General features: G+C 44.5%; 13 protein-coding genes. 6 read left to right on the top strand and 7 right to left on the bottom strand.

Annotated features, from left to right (window positions below; all coding sequences use genetic code 11):
- Positions 1-29: 29 nt before the first annotated feature.
- From crtB to MC7420_RS41685, 3 genes are all read right to left on the bottom strand, one after another.
- Entirely contained in the window at positions 30-956 is a 927-nt protein-coding gene (gene crtB, locus MC7420_RS20470) for a 15-cis-phytoene synthase CrtB (RefSeq protein WP_044208590.1), read from the bottom strand.
- 298 nt (positions 957-1,254) lie between these two features.
- Positions 1,255-2,688, bottom strand: a complete 1,434-nt coding sequence (pds, locus tag MC7420_RS20465; RefSeq protein ID WP_006102673.1) for a 15-cis-phytoene desaturase — start codon at positions 2,686-2,688, stop codon at positions 1,255-1,257.
- Positions 2,689-2,704: 16 nt separating this feature from the next.
- Complete coding sequence (locus MC7420_RS41685; RefSeq protein ID WP_044208587.1) at positions 2,705-2,917, bottom strand: hypothetical protein; 213 nt, start codon at positions 2,915-2,917, stop codon at positions 2,705-2,707.
- 29 nt (positions 2,918-2,946) lie between these two features.
- On the opposite strand from MC7420_RS41685, the gene MC7420_RS20455 reads away from it, so the two are divergent.
- From MC7420_RS20455 to MC7420_RS20445, 3 genes are all read left to right on the top strand, one after another.
- Positions 2,947-4,341 (top strand): DUF308 domain-containing protein, encoded by a 1,395-nt coding sequence (locus MC7420_RS20455; RefSeq protein WP_157453255.1) that lies wholly within the window; start codon positions 2,947-2,949, stop codon positions 4,339-4,341.
- A 184-nt stretch (positions 4,342-4,525) separates the two neighbouring features.
- On the top strand, positions 4,526-6,679 hold the full coding sequence (locus tag MC7420_RS20450) for a tetratricopeptide repeat protein (protein ID WP_006102775.1): 2,154 nt from the start codon (positions 4,526-4,528) through the stop codon (positions 6,677-6,679).
- 54 nt (positions 6,680-6,733) lie between these two features.
- Positions 6,734-7,630: an Rpn family recombination-promoting nuclease/putative transposase gene (locus MC7420_RS20445; protein ID WP_006102798.1), complete on the top strand. Its 897-nt coding sequence runs from the start codon at positions 6,734-6,736 to the stop codon at positions 7,628-7,630.
- Between the two features lie 6 nt (positions 7,631-7,636).
- On the opposite strand, the gene galT is transcribed toward MC7420_RS20445, so the two are convergent.
- Positions 7,637-8,635 carry a galactose-1-phosphate uridylyltransferase gene (galT, locus tag MC7420_RS20440; protein ID WP_006102606.1) on the bottom strand — a complete coding sequence of 333 codons (999 nt, stop codon included), beginning with the start codon at positions 8,633-8,635 and terminating at the stop codon, positions 7,637-7,639.
- Between the two features lie 181 nt (positions 8,636-8,816).
- Between galT and MC7420_RS20435 the strand changes: the two genes are divergently transcribed.
- Positions 8,817-10,346, top strand: coding sequence for a glycosyltransferase (locus MC7420_RS20435; protein WP_006102579.1), 1,530 nt, complete (start codon positions 8,817-8,819; stop codon positions 10,344-10,346).
- A 22-nt stretch (positions 10,347-10,368) separates the two neighbouring features.
- On the opposite strand, the gene MC7420_RS20430 is transcribed toward MC7420_RS20435, so the two are convergent.
- Positions 10,369-12,099, bottom strand: coding sequence for an ABC1 kinase family protein (locus MC7420_RS20430; protein WP_006102611.1), 1,731 nt, complete (start codon positions 12,097-12,099; stop codon positions 10,369-10,371).
- A 220-nt stretch (positions 12,100-12,319) separates the two neighbouring features.
- Here MC7420_RS20430 and MC7420_RS20425 point away from each other — a divergent pair, with 220 nt between their 5' ends.
- Entirely contained in the window at positions 12,320-12,904 is a 585-nt protein-coding gene (locus tag MC7420_RS20425) for a Uma2 family endonuclease (protein WP_006102721.1), read from the top strand.
- 203 nt (positions 12,905-13,107) lie between these two features.
- On the opposite strand, the gene MC7420_RS20420 is transcribed toward MC7420_RS20425, so the two are convergent.
- Positions 13,108-13,497, bottom strand: coding sequence for a PIN domain-containing protein (locus tag MC7420_RS20420; protein ID WP_006102659.1), 390 nt, complete (start codon positions 13,495-13,497; stop codon positions 13,108-13,110).
- Complete coding sequence (locus MC7420_RS20415; protein ID WP_006102575.1) at positions 13,484-13,729, bottom strand: AbrB/MazE/SpoVT family DNA-binding domain-containing protein; 246 nt, start codon at positions 13,727-13,729, stop codon at positions 13,484-13,486. The genes MC7420_RS20420 and MC7420_RS20415 overlap by 14 nt, the downstream gene beginning before the upstream one ends.
- Positions 13,730-14,131: 402 nt before the next feature.
- Between MC7420_RS20415 and MC7420_RS20410 the strand changes: the two genes are divergently transcribed.
- Positions 14,132-18,013 carry a HEAT repeat domain-containing protein gene (locus MC7420_RS20410; protein ID WP_006102774.1) on the top strand — a complete coding sequence of 1,294 codons (3,882 nt, stop codon included), beginning with the start codon at positions 14,132-14,134 and terminating at the stop codon, positions 18,011-18,013.
- The last annotated feature ends 85 nt before the right edge of the window (positions 18,014-18,098 follow it).

Raw genomic sequence — 18,098 nt, 5'->3', positions numbered from 1 at the left:
AATGTTTCATAACAAACGACAAATGACAATTAAAGCGCCTGCGCCCGCAACCACGCTACTGGTAAATAAAGCAACTTCCGCCCCTTAGACACATAAGCCCGTTGCGTAAATACATCATAATTATTATGCTCAATGACATCTAAAATCCCCTGATACAGCATCGTAGCCGCCCAGACGGGCCAACGCGCATCCCGACTCAGCGCCCCAATACCCTTTTCTGCGTAAGTATAAAACTTACGCGCCCGTTGAATTTGGAAGCGCATGAGTTCCTGCCAGCGCTCGTCCACAACTCCCTTAAATAAATCCTCTTCTGTATAATTAAATAGCGCTAATTCATCTAATGGCAAGTAAATTCGACCCCGTTGAGCATCTTCGCCAACATCGCGGAGGATATTGGTCAACTGTTTAGCAATCCCTAACGCGATCGCTTCCTCTACCGGATTCGTCCCAAACTGACTATTCCAGGGCGTTTGACTCCAATCCAAGTCAAATCCTAGCACCGGACTGGTCATTAATCCCACCGTACCCGCCACACGATAGCAGTACAGCTTCAGTTCTTCAAAGGTTTCATAACGGCTGCGATATAAGTCCATCCGTTGACCGGCAATCATATCCCGAAACGGTTGAATATCCATCGGGAACCGTTGCAACGTATCCACTAACGCTACATCCGCGTCCTCGATTGGCTGTCCCGCGAAAACAGATTCTAACTGCTGTTCCCAGCGATCCAAGGTTTCCGGCGTGGTTAAACGGGCTTGGGGACCATCCACCAGTTCATCGGTTCGCCGACACCAGAAGTAGATTGCCCATATCGCACGCCGCTTTTGTTCTGGCATCAGTAAGGTAGCCAGATAAAACGTCTTGGCGTATTTTGCTGTAATCTGACGACAGATTTCATAAGCCTCAGATTCAGGAACCAGCTTTCTCATGGGCGGAGATTTAGGCAATTGAAGCATTCGTTGCAGGTAATTCGGTTAGGGGCGAAGGAGTAGATCCTGGATTAAGTCATAGCAGTTAACCGTCAAAAGAAGTCAAAAGAATGGTACTGACTCCTATAGTCGAGAAACACGTTTCCCAGAACCCAAGCTCAAGTACGCTAAAATTTAGCGGGTCAGTCTTGGAACCCAGTTCAACGGAACGCCAGCTTCCAGCCCACAGACAAAAAACAGCTTCTCGCCGATTTTAGTTCCAGGGCTTTAGCTGGGATAGTTACGGTAAAGACGGATAGTGGGGTGAGGATAATGAGTTTTTCTCTTAACCCGCACCGACAACCTCTTTACTGTCCACCTGTTTAAACAGCCGTTGACTTGAGCCTCCTGATTCATGACGCCTGACAATCACCTGCGATGTCAGCTTACCAGAAAGTACGGCACCCTCCATACTGGCAAGGTAACGTTGCATGGTGTAATCGCCAGTCAAGTAAAAATTGGGGATGGGTGTTTCTTGGGAGGGACGATGGGCTTGTCGTCCCGGAATGGCTTTGTAAACGGAACGTGGAGTTTTGACGATGTGATACTTGAGCAACTGGGCAGGGCTATCACTATCAAAATGTTTAGGGAAGAGTTTCTTGAGTTCTTCCAGCGTCGCCGCCACAATATCCTGATCGGATTTACCAATCCAATCTTTAGCTGGGGCGAGAACTAACTCCAACATCGAACGGTCAGGGTTAGCGTATTCCCGACAGGTATTGCTCATGTCAGCATACACTGACAAAAGGGGCGATCGCGAAAAGAGTAGATGGTCAATATCTGTTAATTTCCGGTCAAACCACAAATGCAGGTTAATTACCGGAACCCCTTCTAACCCTTCTAGCTTATTGAAGAACTCCATCTCTCGCCAAGGTTGAGGCATGATTAACTTTAAGGGATCGACAGGCATTGCCGAGACATAAGCATCCGCCGTCAGCACTTCGTCCCCATGTTCACCCCGAATCAAAAATCCCTGTACCGTCTGATCCGGATTGAGTAAAAATTCCTTCACCGGAACATTTAATCGTACCTCCCCACCCCTGGCGGTAATATAGTCTACCAAGGGTTGACAGAGGCGCTCCGTTGGGGAACCATCCAAGAATGCCATTTTCGACCCATTCTTTTCCTGGAGAAAGCGATTCAGCGCCGTCAACACCACCGTTGCCGAAATTTCATCAGGGTTGATAAAATTCAGCGCTTTCGCCATGGCGATAAAGACTTGCTTTTCTACCCGTGGCGGTATAGTTTGACGCTGTAACCACTCGGAGAAGGAATATTGATCCATCTGTTCAACATACTTCTGACCATTAATAATGGCGGGAATCAAACCCAAGCCAAACCGGATCTTCTCCGACCAGGTCAGCATATCGTTATTTCGCAGAATCGCAATAATTCCGTTAATCGGTGCCGGTAAATCCGGGAAATCAAACCGAGAGTAGGTGCCGGGTTTCTCTGGCTGATTGAAAATCATGGTGTGGTCTTTCCACTGTAGCCGATCCTCAATCTCTAGCTCCTTAAAGAGCTGTAGCATATTGGGATAGGCACCAAAGAAGATATGTAACCCGGTTTCATACCAGTCTCCGTCTTCGTCTTGCCAAGCGGCAACTTTTCCGCCGAGAACGTCCCGACGTTCTAAAACAATGGGGGTGTGACCTGCATCCGTGAGATATTTGGCACAGGAAAGTCCAGCTAAACCCGCTCCAGCGATCGCAACTCGCATCTGATAGTAATACTCTTTAGTTAGGTGCTTGTCGGTGTACTCTGGATTTCATTATACTTTGCAATCCGTTACATTTGGTAAAAACTGTCGCCGACTTCATCTGCTTCCCCAGCTCCCCCAGCTCACCCAGCTCACCCAGCTCCCCTATCTCCCCTATCTCCCCCAGCTCCCCTATCTCCCCTATCTCCCCTATCTCCCCCAGCTCCCCCAGCTCCCCCAGCTCCCCCATCTACCTCACCCCCGTTCCCACGGTCATCAATGATGAACAAACCGACTCAGCTAATCTACCCTACCGTCGATCTATTCTTATATGACCTGCGCGAGAGTTTCGGTCACTCTTTACCGGAAATCCATCACTACCGTCAACAATTTTGGCAAAAAATCGATCCCAACTTAGACGATGATAAACTCAACCAATTAGCCGCCCTAGAAAATCCCGCAGCGGATTATGTCCAACTCTTGGTTAAGGGATTTGAATCTCCCTTAGATGGATACTATCGAGCGCTACAACTCGGAGATGCTTACGCCCTGCAAGTCAATTGTTCAGGTGACTATAAAGACCCAGAAACAAAACAACCGAATGATGCGACCCAACGGATTGAAACTTTAAGTAAGCTAAAAAAAATTATTGCCTCTCACATTAATCATCAGGTGGATACCTGGGAACTGCTCCCCACCCAGCAAGGCACAATTGGTCAAACGTGGCTAGTGTCTGTACAGATTGCTGATAGTAATCAAGATCCCAAACAACTGGCTAAAGACTGTTATAAACAGCTCACGCCCAATCCGAAATGGACTCCTGAATTTAGAGAACCAGGACGATTGTTGGGGTCAAGGGTATTTGAATATTGGCATTCGCCCGATAATTGGCAGCAAGACTGGGAGTCGTTTAGTCAAGAAAACTATCATTTGATCATTTGCATGTTTCCTGCTGGTAAAAAAGTTACGGAAATTCGGCAAAATCTGTATGACATTCACTTGGATTTAATCCGCTTATTTAGCTATCGCCATAAAATTGTTTGGGCATACTGGCAAAGTCGTTGTCGTACTCAAGACTTAAAACTTCAATCTTATGAAATTCGACGTTTAGTTGCCAGTGTCCGTACTTTACCCAATCCGATTCCTGCTCAAGGCTTAAATTTAAAAGAACTGCAATCAACCTTAATCCAAACTTTGCCAATTTTATCAGATTATGCCATGAATTTAAATGATTTAGACTATTATATGACCACGATTCAGGGAAATTTGGAAAATTATCAAAAGCGAATTCAAAAGCTGGAACGCGAAACAAGCAGCTATTTAAAGTTTTTGAACCACTTTAGTGAAGTAGCGAATGAAAAATATCTGCAACAAGTTGCCACAGATAGCGCGACATTTCGTCCCGGATTACCATTGATGGAAAATTTAATTCGGACGATTGGTAGTGTGAGTGGTATTGAACAAACCAAAAGCAATCGCACGCTGAATACAACCGTCGCTTTAATTGGTATCGGATTGATTGTCAGCAGTATCGCCGCGACAGTTTTGGTCGAACAACTACCCCCAGCGAAAGAGACGCCATTCTTGTTCACTCCGGTATTTTGGGGAAGTATTAGCACAGGCGTCATCGCTGTAGTGATTGCCTTTATTTTTCTGTTTCGCGATCGCCGTTAGGAAAAATGTTGAGTGTTGACCCTTCACGATCTTTAAGGGAACCTGGTTTGTAGGGGCGGGTTTAGGGACTTTATGCGTGGCTATGGATGGTAATGTTTGTGCAAAACCCGCCCTGACCGAGTTTTAAGATATAAGAAAATATGAGAATGGGGCAACCAATCAGGTAACAAATGACATAAGACAAATGACAAATGACTATTTAGCCAATCAGTGGTTGCAACAGGGAATTGAATACTTTCAGATTGGGCGCTACGGGGAAGCGATCGCGAGTTTTGAAAAGGCTGCCCAATTCCACCCCAATATGCCAGAAATTTGGTTCCATTGGGGGAATACTTGTTTTCATCTAGGATGGTTCGACGCGGCGTTGACGAACTATGAGAAAGCGATTACCTTGAAACCGGATTACTCAGAAGCCTGGTTTAATCAGGGAAATATTCTATTTAAATTAGGACGTCTAGAAGACGCTTTAGCGAGTTATGACCAAGCGACACAATTTAATCCCGATTTGGCAGTGGCTTGGGGAAATCGGGCAAGTACGCTGTATAATTTAGGACAGTATGAAGAAGCGTTAGCCAGTTGTCAACAGGCGACTCACTGCCAACCGGATTATGTGCAAGCTTGGTATATGCAAGGGTTGGTGTTGATGAATGGGGGACGCAAAGAGGAAGCATTAACTAGCTTTGATCAAGCCACAAGCTTAAATCATGACTATCTGGAGGCTTGGAAACATAAAGGCTGGATTCTGTTTAATTTAAACCGTTATACTGAAGCATTAGACAGTTGGCAACAAGCGGTTTCACTACAGCCCAATGATTACGAGGTGTGGTTTCAGCAAGGGAATACATGTTATCGGTTGGAACGGTTAGACGATGCTTTAGCGAGTTATGAAAAAGCCATTACCTTACAACCTGATGCCCCAGAAGCATGGAATAATCGGGGATTGGTTTTGTTTCATTTAACTCGCTATACCGAAGCCGTGACAAGCTGCGAAAAGGCAACTAAACTACAACCCAATTACCCAGAAGCTTGGTTTCATCGCGGTAATGCCTTGTTTAGTTTAGGACGTTTAGAGGATGCGATCGCGTCTTATGACCAAGCGTTGCAGCTTAAACCCGATGATTACGCCACTTGGGGCAATCGGGGTAGTGCGTTATATAGTTTGGGACGGTATCGAGAAGCGGTTTCGAGTTGCCAGAATGCTACCTATTTTAATCCCGACTATGCCGAGGCGTGGTACATGCAGGGATTAGCGCTAATGCAGGGAGAACAACCCAACGCCGCGATCGCTTGTTTGGATAAAGCGACAGCCTTGAAACCTGATTATGCCCAAGCCTGGTTGTATCGGGGTCATTTATTATTTCAATTAGGGCATTTAGCCGACGCGATCGCTAGTTGTCAACAGGCGACGACACTTCAACCCGACTATGTAGAGGCTTGGTCTATTCAAGGTATCGCCTTGATGCAATTACAACGCCCCCACGAGGCGATCGCTTGTTTGGATCGAGTGGTTGAATTGTACCCGGAACACCCGGAGGCTTGGAAACATCGGGGAACGGTTCTGTGTCAGTTGGAACGCTTAGAGGACGCAATTAGCAGTTTTGATCGAGCAATTACCCTCAAGCCAGACTATTTCCAAGCGTGGTATAATAAAGGGTTACTTCTCATGCATTTAGACCGCCCAGACGCCGCCATTACCACCTTTGATAACGCCCTAGAACTTCAACCGAAACTGTATCCTGCTTGGGTCAACCGAGGCAATTTATTATTACAAGAAGGGCGCTGGGACGCTGCGATCGCCAGTTATGATCAAGCCCTAGCCATTCAACCTAATGTTGCCGAAGCCTGGGCAAATCGAGGGATTGCTTTAGAGAAGCTAGGACGTTACCAAGACGCCTTAGACAGTTATGATCAAGCCTTAGTCCTACAATCCGATGATGCCAAAACCTGGAATCATCACGGAGTTACCCTAATCCAGTTAGGACGTTATCAGGACGCCTTAATCAGTTTCAGCAACGCCTTAGATCATCAACCCGATGACCCAGAAACCTGGAATAATCGCGGATTAGCCTTGGATAATTTAGGGCGATATGAAGAAGCAATGGTTTGTTTTGAACAAGCGATTGAATTAAACTCCGATTATGCCCAAGCCTGGAACAATCGCGGGGTAGCCTTACGGAATTTAGGACGAGAAGAGGAAGCGATTCTATCCTTTGATCAGGCATTAGAATTAAACCCAGATTACCCGGAAGCCTGGAATAATCGGGGTTTAGCGTTACGGCATTTAGGACGAGAAGAGGAAGCGAACGCCAGCTTTGAACAAGCAAATATGAAGAATTAGATAAGTTTAGGTTTTAGTGTATAATGGTTCAATCCTCATGTTTTGAGCAAAACGATGAGATTTATTAATCCCAAAACTGATTACGCCTTCAAGAAAATTTTTGGTTCCGCTGACAGCAAAGACATTTTGATTAGTTTTCTCAATGCCTTGATTTATAACGGCAACTCTACTATTGAAGATTTAGAAATTATCAATCCCAACTTGCCCCCGAAAGTTGAGGGGTTAAAAGATACTTACCTTGATGTCAAAGCTCAACTAAAAAACGGCACACTGGTGATCATTGAAATGCAAGTCCTGAATGTGCAATCCTTTGGGAAGAGAGTTTTGTTCAACGCCGCCAAGACCTATGCCTTTCAACTGCAAAAAGGAGAAGGCTACCGAATGCTTAAACCAGTCATTGCTCTAACCTTGACTGATTTTGAGATGTTTCCGGGTCGCCATCCGTTTACATCCCGCTTCGTTTATCGAGAAGTATCCGATGGCTATGTTTATACCGAAAACGATATTGAACTGATTTTTGTTGAATTACCCAAATTTACCAAAGAAATTGAAGAACTAGAAACGATTACTGATAAATGGATTTACTTTATCAAATCCGCGCGATCGCTCGATGAAGTTCCCACAAATATGGACAATATTCCCGAACTCCACCGCGCCTTTGAAATTGCCAATCAAGCCAACCTAACCCGCGAAGAACTAGAAGATTTGGAGCGTCGAGAAATGTTTATTTATGATCAGCAAGGAGCGGTTGCTCTGGGTCGTGAAGAAGGTCGTGAAGAAGGTCGTCAAGAAGGTCGTCAAGAAGGTCGTCAAGAAGGCAAAAAAGAAGAACAACGCGCTATTGCTAAAAAGCTACTCACCCTATTGGATGACGAAGCGATCGCGGCAACAACAGGATTAAGTCGGGAAGCCGTGCGAGAACTGCGCGAGAAAGAGTCCGAGAATTTGTAGAACCAATTAAGAATTCAAAAAATCGGCATCAATTTCAGGTAAAGAAGGATTGATACTAATCCCAGAACCCAGTTCAAATCCGGCTGGGGTAGTTAGCCGAGGACTAATTTGGCAATACCAATGAATTTGGGGTTCTTCAGCTTTATAACGGGCAGCCGTATTAATCACGTAATTATAATCGGGATCACTTAGCTTGTCATACAACCGAGTCAGAACATTTTTGAGAATTAACGCAAAATGTGACTTTTCAATAGCGGAGATACTGCCAAAATCTGCCTCATGTTCCTTTGGCATAATCCAAGTTTCAAAGGGCACATCAGCCGCAAAAGGAATAAACGCTAAGAAGGATTCATTTTCAGCAATCACCCGTCTGCGGTGATGCTGTTCAAACTCTAAAATATCGCAATACACACATCGTTGCCATTGATCGTAATATCGCTGGGCTTCTTGTTCTCGCACTCGAATATTTTGAGGAACCATGCCCGTGACAATCATTTGAGAATGGGGATGACTTAACGATGCACCCGCTTTCATCCCATGATTGCGAAAAATGATTGCCATCATATTCTTGTGGGCTTGCATCAGTGTGACGTAGCGCTTGTGATAGGTCTCAATCACCGTTTCTACGTCCTCGATTGGCATTGTGGCAAGATCTTGATGATGATCAGGACTTTCAATAATCACTTCATGCTGACCATAACCGGGCATCATTAAATAAATCCCCTCCTTCGATCGTTCTCTGTCTTCATCGGGAGTTAAGGCGGGAAACTTATTCAGTACAACCCGCGTTTGCCAGCCTTTGTGGTGTCGGCTGGGCATCTCTAGGAAAATTCTCTCAGCTTTATGTTCATTGCCGGGACAAAAGGGACAATCTCGCGATAGAATCCCTGAAGTTTGTTTGTTGTGACTTTTTTGCTGAAAATCCTGGGGACGCTTACGCCGACTCGGTGCGTAAATGACCCATTCTTTTGTCACCTTGTTGAGTCGGATTTGACCGGATTGCATACTATCTAGCCCCTATAATGTACTTGGATAATCGTTGTCTTATAGTCGTTGATAATCGTTCAGATCGGAATTTTGTCTGATGTTAACTCATCCGTTGCGTCTATCATTTATCATCCAGACATCATTTGTCTGATGTCAACTCATCCGTTGCATCCCTCATTCATCTTTCATTATTCAGACAATGTACATTGGCTTTCTCAACCCCCAAGGCAACTTTGACCCAGAGGATAGGTATATTACAGAACATCCCGACTTTGGCGGTCAACTGGTGTATGTCAAGCAAGTCGCCCTGGCGATCGCGGCGCAGGGACACCGGGTTGATATTCTCACCCGTCAAATCATCGATCCAGAGTGGGAGGGGTTTGCAGAACCCTTTGATGGGTATCCCGGTGTAGAAAATGTCCGGATTGTCCGCTTACCCGCCGGACCCCAGGAATTTTTACGCAAAGAGTTACTTTGGACTCATCTGGTTCGAGATTGGGTACCCAATATTCTGAAATTTTATCAAGACCAAGGGGAAATTCCCGACATCATGACCGCCCACTACGCGGATGGGGGACTGGCGGGTTTATTACTTGAAGCACAAACAGGCGTACCGTTTACGTTTACCGCCCATTCCCTAGGCGCTCAAAAGATGGACAAACTTAAGGTGACGCCAGAAAATTTGGCACAAATGAACGACTATTACTACTTTGGACACCGCCTAGTTGTCGAACGCCTCAGCATGAATCACTCGGCAATTAATATTACGAATACTCGCCAAGAACGCTTCAACCAATATAGTCATCCGGCGTATCGGGGTGCTGTCGATGTCGATAATGATTCTCGCTTTGCGGTAATTTCACCGGGAGTAGACCCAGATATGTTTAGTGCTGAGGTTCGCTCTCCCAACGAAGAAGCAACCTATCAGTTAGTTCAAGATAAATTAGCGCGAGATATTGCTGAGTCGCGGCGGGATTTACCCGTGATTCTGGCATCGAGTCGATTAGACCCCAAAAAGAATCTTTTGGGACTTGTGCAAGCCTTTGCCTACAGTTCCACCTTGCAAGAACGAGCCAATATCGTGCTAATTACGGCGGGATTAGATAATCCGCTAAAAGAGAAGCTAAAGGATGAACAAACAGAACAAAAGGTATTGGCACCAATCCGAGAAGTGGTGAATGACCATAACTTATGGGGCAAAATTAGCGCCTTTTGCGTCCCGGATCAACCCGCCCTAGCCGCAACCTATCGCTTTTTAGCCCAACGCCGCTCCGTATTCGCTCTACCCTCTCTGTTTGAACCCTTTGGTTTAGCCCCTTTAGAAGCCGCCGCCGCCGGATTACCAGTTGTTGTTACCCAGAATGGGGGAATTACAGAAAGCTTACAGACAGATAATCAAGACTATGGGGTTTTGATTGACCCCGATGATCCGGCGGATATGGCGCGGGGATTGGAGCGGTTAATTTGTAATCAACAGGAATGGCAGAGTTTTTCTCAACGTACTCAGCAACTGGTACTGAATCACTATACCTGGGAGAGTACGGCTCAATGCTATTTAAACCGAATTGAGCAGATTTTATTGTCACCTGAAACCCATCGTTGTGTGCCGCGACTCCCGATTCATCCATTCTGGCGGAATCCCCAACCGGAAAACGATGTTTCCTTGGCAGAACTGAGTCAACTCTACTTTGGTCATGATTATCCATCTGTGGGAAAATTTAGTCCTTGACTTAAGTTCAGTTTTATGATAATCACTCATTGTCCCCCATCATCGCTGTCAGGGGTAAAATTGCCGCAATTTGCTCCGTTGACATAGTACCCAAAGAATTTAACGCCACATTAAATAACCGTCCCGGTTTCAAGTCATCTTTGACCAAATTCCACAGGCGTTGCACTTCTTCAGTGTGCAATCGGTCATCTTCCGTCAACGCCAGTAATACCTGACGCCGCAAAAACTTCCCTTCTTCAGATAACAGATATTGCAATCCTAGTTGGGCTGTGGGGAGCAAATCAAAGTTATCATCAGACCGCGCGATCGCAATCATATTCTCTAAGCGTTGCCATTGGAACCTACCATCCTTGAACAACACCTCAATCAACCGCCGTCGCATACCTGGCGATTCACCCTTGAGTAGACGTTTGGCGACGTAAGGATAAGATACTTCAACGATTTTGAACTCTGGATTCAGGGTTAACGCCAACCCTTCCTGAGTCACCAAAGACCGAATAATCAGGGCAAACTTTGCCGGAACACGGAACGGATACTCAAACATTAACTCGGAAAAACTATCCGTAATCGTTTTAAAATTAAAGTCCCGTACACTTTGACCCACCGCGTCTCCCAGCACTCGTTCTATGGCGGGAATAATTGGCGTGATGTCTGTATCTGGAGTTAAAAAGCCGAGGATAACAAACTTTTTCGCTAACTCAGGATAATCCTTATTGATTAAATCAATAACCGCACTGACAATCGTTTCTTTCGTTTCTTCCTCCAACTGATCCATCATGCCAAAGTCAATGTAAGCCATGCGACCATCGGGCATAGCAAACAAGTTACCGGGATGGGGATCAGCGTGGAAAAAGCCGTGTTCTAAGAGTTGACGCAAACCCGCGATGACGCCTGTTTGAATCACTTGGTCAGCATCAAGTCCAGCCGTGCAAAGACTTTTCGTATCGGTTAATTTACACCCATTAATCCACTCTAAGGTTAAGACCCGGTGGTTACTGTGCCTCCAATAAATGGTCGGTACTTTGACACTGGGGTCATCACGAAAGTTACTAGCAAAGAGTTCCGCATGACGACCTTCGTTGACATAATCGATTTCTTCAAACAACTTAATGCCAAATTCATCGACAATTAATGTCAGATCATGACCCAAATTCAGGGGAAGCCATCGGGATAACCACCCGGCTGACTTCCGCATTAAATAGAGATCCAGAGTTAGGTATTTGAGTAGGTTAGGGCGTTGTACTTTAACGGCTACCTCTTCCCCGGTATAGAGATAAGCATGATAGACTTGACCGAGGCTCGCCGCCGCGATTGGATCAGGGGAAATTTGGCGATAGACTTCGCTCACCGAACGATCTAACTCTGACTCGATAATCGCGAAGGCGGTTTTATTGTCAAAGGGTGGGAGTTGGTCTTGTAGCTTAATCAGTTCTTCTAAAAAATCTTTGCGAACTAAGTCCGGGCGCGTGGATAAAGCTTGTCCTACTTTAATAAACGTTGGACCGAGGCGCGTCAGGATATGTCGCAGTTGAGCAGCCCGTTTAAACCTATTCTTTTCAACTTGGTTACGCCACTCGTCCCACTTGAGACCTAGAATAAACTGAACAAAGTTCCAGATAATCCTTAACGCCCGCCAGAGAACCACCCAAGGGCGATAGCGGTATTTAGCTGCGATCTCGTCGGGATCATAGCGCCGTCGGGGTTTAATCTGCTCGGCTTCAAGATAATCAACTTCAATGTATTGCTGACTCACAGCGACTTATAGCCTCTCACGTAACAAACTAGAAAAGTTTATTTATTTTTTTATCGTTTTGTTAAGTATATTCTATGTGATCCTACTTAGTCCAGACCACAACAGCGCTGAGAGGAAGTGGGGAGACTCGATAGGCTGACGGGAAGCAATTCGGCTGAAACCCTTTCCCGATAAAGCTTTCAGTTATCATAGAAACCAGATGCAATAGGCAGAAGACACTATGCTAGTACAAAAGAAGCCACAGACCTATACTCTAGAAGACTATTTCGCGTTAGAGGAACAATCCGAAACCAAACATGAGTACCACAACGGAGAAATTGTACCCATGACTGGCGGCACGACAAATCATAATCGTATTATTATCAATTTAGTGGCTTTTTTAAAGTTTGCCTTCCGGGGTAAACCACTGAGTTTTTTTGCCAGTGATGTTCGTCTATGGCTGCCTGACTACAATTGCTACACCTACCCAGATTTACAGATTATTTCTGGAGATATTCTGTATTATGAGAACCGCAAAGACACTCTAACTAACCCTTCAGTTATTGTGGAAATCCTCTCGAATTCAACCCGCAGTTACGACAAAGGAGATAAATTCAAATATTATCGATCGCTCCCTACGTTTCAAGAATATATCACCATCGATCAGTATGGCTTTGAGGTGGAACACTATGTCAAAACCGATGACGGTAAATGGTTGGTGACTTACCTGGAATCTGAAGACTCTGTGTTATCTTTGAACTCTGTTGACTTTGAAATCTCCTTAAAGGATTTATACGATTGCGTACACTTCGAGGAAGCCGATTAGATGCTAGAATCGCGAATGTTCCAGATCCAGACGTGTGTTATTTTGCCCGCGAACAATTGGATAAATTAAGCCAAAAATAAACAACCGCGATCGCACCCCACCCCAAACGCTACAATAACCCCTCTGCGACCCTCTGCGTTTTCCCTCTGCGTTCCTGGAGCGTTACCCTATAAACATTACCGAATGTAGATCCTGTTTAAACACTATTCCAGACAACGAAACCCTTTTTCATTCTTCAGCTTGCGATCGAAACTAACTGTTTGAGTACAACCCCCTTGATGACCAATCGCTCCGATTAAATAATCCGAAAAGTCAGCGCTACCTTGTTTATACCGCTTTAATGCTTGATAAACAGTAGAACGGTTTTCAAATTCAAAAGCCGAACTATGTAACATTGCCTCTAAGGTATTGATAATTTCATCTTTAGGGAACCCGTAGTTGCCTCCTTTGAGAACCCAAACCAACTCGCAAAGGACAATATTGGCAATAAAGCAGGGCTGGTTTTGTTTGATCAGGGCGACGGCTTGTTGCCACTGCTGTTCGTCATCTTGGGTAAGGTAGCGAACCAGAATGTTTGTATCAAGTCCAATCATTTGCCCCTTCAGAGATGGCGCATTCCATTTCTTCGAGGGTGACTTTCCTGATGCCAGGTCGGTGTAAAAATCCTGATAATTTTTCTACAGAAACATTAAGAGGAATCAGTTTAACGTGACCGTCTTCATCAATAACAAAATCAATTTTACTGCCACTACTCAGTTTAAGGTAGTCCTGAATTTCTTGAGGAATCGTAATTTGTCCGGTATCGGTGACTGTTGTACTGAACATGACTAGGAATTTTGAGTCAGTTAGACTCTTTAATTATAATCCATTTGGATACCTCGGTAACAACCAGAGATTGGTGTTTACTTCTGGAAAGTGATCAGTATACAAACTTGGACGTATTGACAAAATAAAGGACACAGGTCTTTTTCCCTTCGGTTTCTGGGTATAAGATGAATCCATGCAACGCTGATTGGGAAAAATAATTTCTTTTGGAAGTATTGACAAAGGCAGTGGTTTTGTGGGAGACTTACTTCATAATGGGAAAATATGCCCGCCTATAGGGTCGGTTTTCAGCCTGATTCAACACAACTATTGGGTGAAATCATGATTAGGGCTGTTAAGATTATTATTGACCCACTTGCGACTATAGTAGAAAAATACAGATGAGTCGTTGGATAATGTCGGATGGATGCGCTCGTTGTTTGGGGAGTTGCCAATGCGGTTGGGTTCGTGTTTGGGGATGTCCTCAAGGAGTTGGCGAAGGGAACCTTAGAGGATTATACAAAAGATTTCTTCAAAGACCGAATTAAAGCCTTACCGGAACGATTCAACAAAGAACCCCTGGTAAAAGCCGTGGGTAAAGCCCTAAAGGAATTCTTGCAACTGGTACAGGAGGAGTTGGAAACCTGGGGGTTGAGTCAGGAAGAATTAAAACCCTATCAGGGGGCGTTAAAGACATTTATTCACAATAAGGCAGTTAAGCAGGAGTTAAGTCAGGCTTTTGCCGAGGGGTGTCGTTCTCTGGATGGGTATACTTTAGCCCAAACCTGGGAAACCTTGCAATTGCAGCCATTACCAGCGGAATTTGATTGGCAAGCGATTACTCAGCAGTATCTCAGACGAGTGAAAGCAATCTGTCGAGAGTCTGATGAATTGCGAATGATTCTCGATTCCCAGAACCTAGAAGCCATTCGAGACAATACCGACGCGATCGCAGGGATTATCCCAGATTTTAACCTACGCCAGTATCGGGAAAGTTTAAAGGAATTCTATGGTTATCTCAAACTAGAAACCCTAGATCCCGGTAGCTACAAATACCCGATGCGATTATGGCAGGTATTTGTCCCTCAAACCGTGCGGGAAGCCATGCCGCTTTATGATATTCCTAGAGATTATCTGAAACGGTTACAAGAGGCGAATCAGCTAGATGAACAGATTTCCCCGGAAGAATTGGAACAGTATCGGGAAATGTACTATCGACAGCCGATTCGTTCCGTACTCGATATTCTCCATCAACCCAGTTACCCATACCTGGTTATTTTAGGTGATCCAGGTTCCGGGAAATCCACCTTAGCCCAATATGTAGCGCTAGATTGGGCAGAGAAACCGACAAAAACAATTCCTCTGCTGATAGAATTACGGAATTATGCCCGCGATCGCACGTTACCAAAAACCTTCCTGGAGTTTATCCATCAGGGGGCGGCGGCGATTTGTCATCTAAATCAACATCGCTTGGATGAAGTATTAGAAGCCGGAGATGCATTTGTCTTATTTGATGGTTTAGATGAGATATTTGATCCCGTTGCTAGAGATACGCTAATTACTGAGATTATCCGCTTTACGAATCAGTATCCCCAAGTTCGAGTAATGGTAACCTCTCGGATTATTGGCTATAAAGCCCAACGGTTACGGGATGCTCAGTTTCGTCATTTTACCTTACAAGACTTTGAAGCCGAGCAAATACAGGCATTTGTACAGAAATGGCATGATTTAGCCTTTGGCAATCAACCCGATAAACCCCGACTGCAAAACCGTTTACAACGGGCAATTAATGAGTCACCCGCGATTCGGGAATTAGCCGGAAATCCGTTATTATTAACCATGATGGCAATCTTAAATCGCAACCGAGAATTGCCACGAGAAAGGGCAGAACTTTACGATGAAGCGTCGCGGGTTCTTCTCCATGAATGGGATATTGAAAAAGGATTACCCCCCGATGAAAAACTGTCCCCAGACACGATTACTCGGAAAGAAAAACAGGCAATGTTGCGGCGGGTGGCGTATCAGATGCAAGCCGCACCCCAAGGGTTAGCCGGGAATTTGATTACTGCGGATGAGTTGGAACGGATTTTGGCGGGATATTTAGAGACACTACAAGACGTGGAAAAACCGCGAACCGTTTCTCGGTTAATTATTAAGCAATTACGGGAACGAAATTTTATCTTATGTTTCTCTGGTGCCGATTGTTATTCCTTTGTCCATCGCACGTTTCTAGAATTTTTCTGTGCGTGGGAGTTTGTCTGGCAATTTAAAGAGAAACAATCGCTTTCGATAGAGGAACTTAAGACAGAAATATTTGGCAAGCATTGGCAGGATGAAAGTTGGCATGAGGTACTGCGGTTAATTGCGGCGATGATTGATGAGCAGTTTGTTGGGGAAATCATTGATTATTTAATCAGGCAGAATGGGAAACTAGCTAAGTTTAGGAACTTATTTTTAGCGGCTAAATGTCTGACAGAAGTCAGGAGTCGTTCCCAGATTAGTGAAACTGCTACTCGACTCCTGAATCTGCTCAAAAAATTAAGCCAGTGGGGAGATTACAAACAACTTAATCAAAAACAATTTAGCTTAATCACTGACATTAGGATTCAAGCCGTAGCAACAATTGCATCAACCTGGAAAGAGGACAGCAAAACTTTACATTGGTTGGTATCTCGTCTGGCTCAAAATGATGTTCTTTCAGTACGCCAAGTCATTCTACAGGAAATCATTAAGGGGTGGAAAGAGCATCCTAATACATTTCGACTTTTAAGACATTGCGCTCAGTCTCATAATAATTCGGATGTGCGACTGGCTATCTTAAAGGAGATCGTTAAGGGCTGGAAAGAGCATCCTGCTACCTTACCTTGGCTTAAATATTGCGTCTATTCCGATAAATCTTCCAGGGTGAGAGAGATAGTGTTGAAAGAGTTAGTTCAAAATTGGCATTTATCTGAATTAGCTCGTGGGGGTACGGATAATTTTGATCCTTTAACTTTTCTCAAAGCATTTTCTCAGTCTCATGGTGATGCAATCGTGCGAAAACTAGCTCTACAAAAGTTATTACATGATTATAAAAATGACTTAAATACCTCAATCTTTCTCAAAACCTGCGCTCGTTCGGATGGTGATGCAACTGTGCGAAAATTCGCTCTACAAGAGTTGGCTCGTGGTTGGAAGAATAACCTTGATACCTCAACATTTCTCAAAGCCTGCGCTCGTTCGGATGGTGATGCAACTGTGCGAAAATTCGCTCTACAACAGTTGGCTCATGGTTGGAAGGATGATCCTGAAACTTTAACTTTTCTTAAGTCATGCGCCCAGTCAGATAGCGATACATTAATAAAACAAACGGCTCTACAAGAATTAGCATTTCACTGGAAAAAATACCCAGATATTAATATTTTTATTCTCAAAATAAAAGCTGAGTCAGATTGCGATGCAATCGTGCGAAAAGCGGCAATACAAGAGTTGGCTCGTGGCAGTCATGACAATCCTGATATTTTAACTTTTTTAAAATCTCGCGCTCAGTCAGATGAGGATATAATAGTGCGACAAACCGCAATACAAGAGTTAGCTCGTGGCGGAAAAAATGATTCTAACGTGTTAAATTTTGTTAAGGAATACGCTTTATCAGATACTGATAAAAATATGCGAGAAATTGCTCTAAAAGAATTAGATATTGGCTGGGGAAATGACCCAAATATCAGGGTTTTCATCATAAAAAGAAAGGCTGAAGTAGATTTCAAGATAAAGGCTGAAGCAGATCTCAAGATAAAGGCTCAGTCAGATAGGGATGCAATAGTGAGAAAAACGGCAATACAAGAGTTAGCTCGTGGCGGGAATGGCAACCCTGAAATTCTAACTTTTTTAAAGTCTTGCGCTCAGTCAGACAGCGATGCAACAGTGAGGAAAACGGCAATACAAGAGTTAGCTCGTGGCGGGAATGGCAACCCTGAAATTCTAACTTTTTTAAAGTCTTGCGCTCAGTCAGACAGCGATGCAACAGTGAGGAAAACGGCAATAAAAGAGTTAGCAACTAGCCAAGAAAACAACAATGATATATTGAATTTTTTGTGTCGCTGTGCTGTTAAAGATACCTTTGATATTTATTGTGAAGACTTGTGGTTAGATAACCCTCGGAAAACTGCACTTGAGATCATTGTAAAACAATATCCTCACCATCCTCAAACTCTCAAACTATTACGAAACCGGATAGCGAATGATCCAGATCCCAACGTGCAACGCTTTGCCCGCGAACAATTGGACAAATTACGCCAAAAACAAACAAACGCGCACGCACCCTAAACGCCAAAATAACCCCTCTGCGAACCTCTGCGCTACCCTCTGCGTTCCTCTGCGTTACCCTATAAACATTACCGAATTCACCCCT

This window comes from Coleofasciculus chthonoplastes PCC 7420 (genome assembly GCF_000155555.1).
GTDB classification, from domain to species: Bacteria; Cyanobacteriota; Cyanobacteriia; order Cyanobacteriales; family Coleofasciculaceae; genus Coleofasciculus; species Coleofasciculus chthonoplastes_A.
This window is presented reverse-complemented; position numbering and strand designations above follow the sequence as displayed.

Coding starts and splice junctions, on each gene's coding strand:
- MC7420_RS20455 (WP_157453255.1), top strand. CDS start 2,947: ATGATGAACAAACCGACTCAGCTAATCTACCCTACCGTCGATCTATTC.
- MC7420_RS20410 (WP_006102774.1), top strand. CDS start 14,132: ATGGATGCGCTCGTTGTTTGGGGAGTTGCCAATGCGGTTGGGTTCGTG.
- MC7420_RS20450 (WP_006102775.1), top strand. CDS start 4,526: ATGACAAATGACTATTTAGCCAATCAGTGGTTGCAACAGGGAATTGAA.
- MC7420_RS20425 (WP_006102721.1), top strand. CDS start 12,320: ATGCTAGTACAAAAGAAGCCACAGACCTATACTCTAGAAGACTATTTC.
- MC7420_RS20415 (WP_006102575.1), bottom strand. CDS start 13,729: ATGTTCAGTACAACAGTCACCGATACCGGACAAATTACGATTCCTCAA.
- pds (WP_006102673.1), bottom strand. CDS start 2,688: ATGCGAGTTGCGATCGCTGGAGCGGGTTTAGCTGGACTTTCCTGTGCC.
- MC7420_RS20420 (WP_006102659.1), bottom strand. CDS start 13,497: ATGATTGGACTTGATACAAACATTCTGGTTCGCTACCTTACCCAAGAT.
- MC7420_RS41685 (WP_044208587.1), bottom strand. CDS start 2,917: ATGGGGGAGCTGGGGGAGCTGGGGGAGCTGGGGGAGATAGGGGAGATA.
- crtB (WP_044208590.1), bottom strand. CDS start 956: ATGCTTCAATTGCCTAAATCTCCGCCCATGAGAAAGCTGGTTCCTGAA.
- galT (WP_006102606.1), bottom strand. CDS start 8,635: ATGCAATCCGGTCAAATCCGACTCAACAAGGTGACAAAAGAATGGGTC.
- MC7420_RS20435 (WP_006102579.1), top strand. CDS start 8,817: ATGTACATTGGCTTTCTCAACCCCCAAGGCAACTTTGACCCAGAGGAT.
- MC7420_RS20445 (WP_006102798.1), top strand. CDS start 6,734: ATGAGATTTATTAATCCCAAAACTGATTACGCCTTCAAGAAAATTTTT.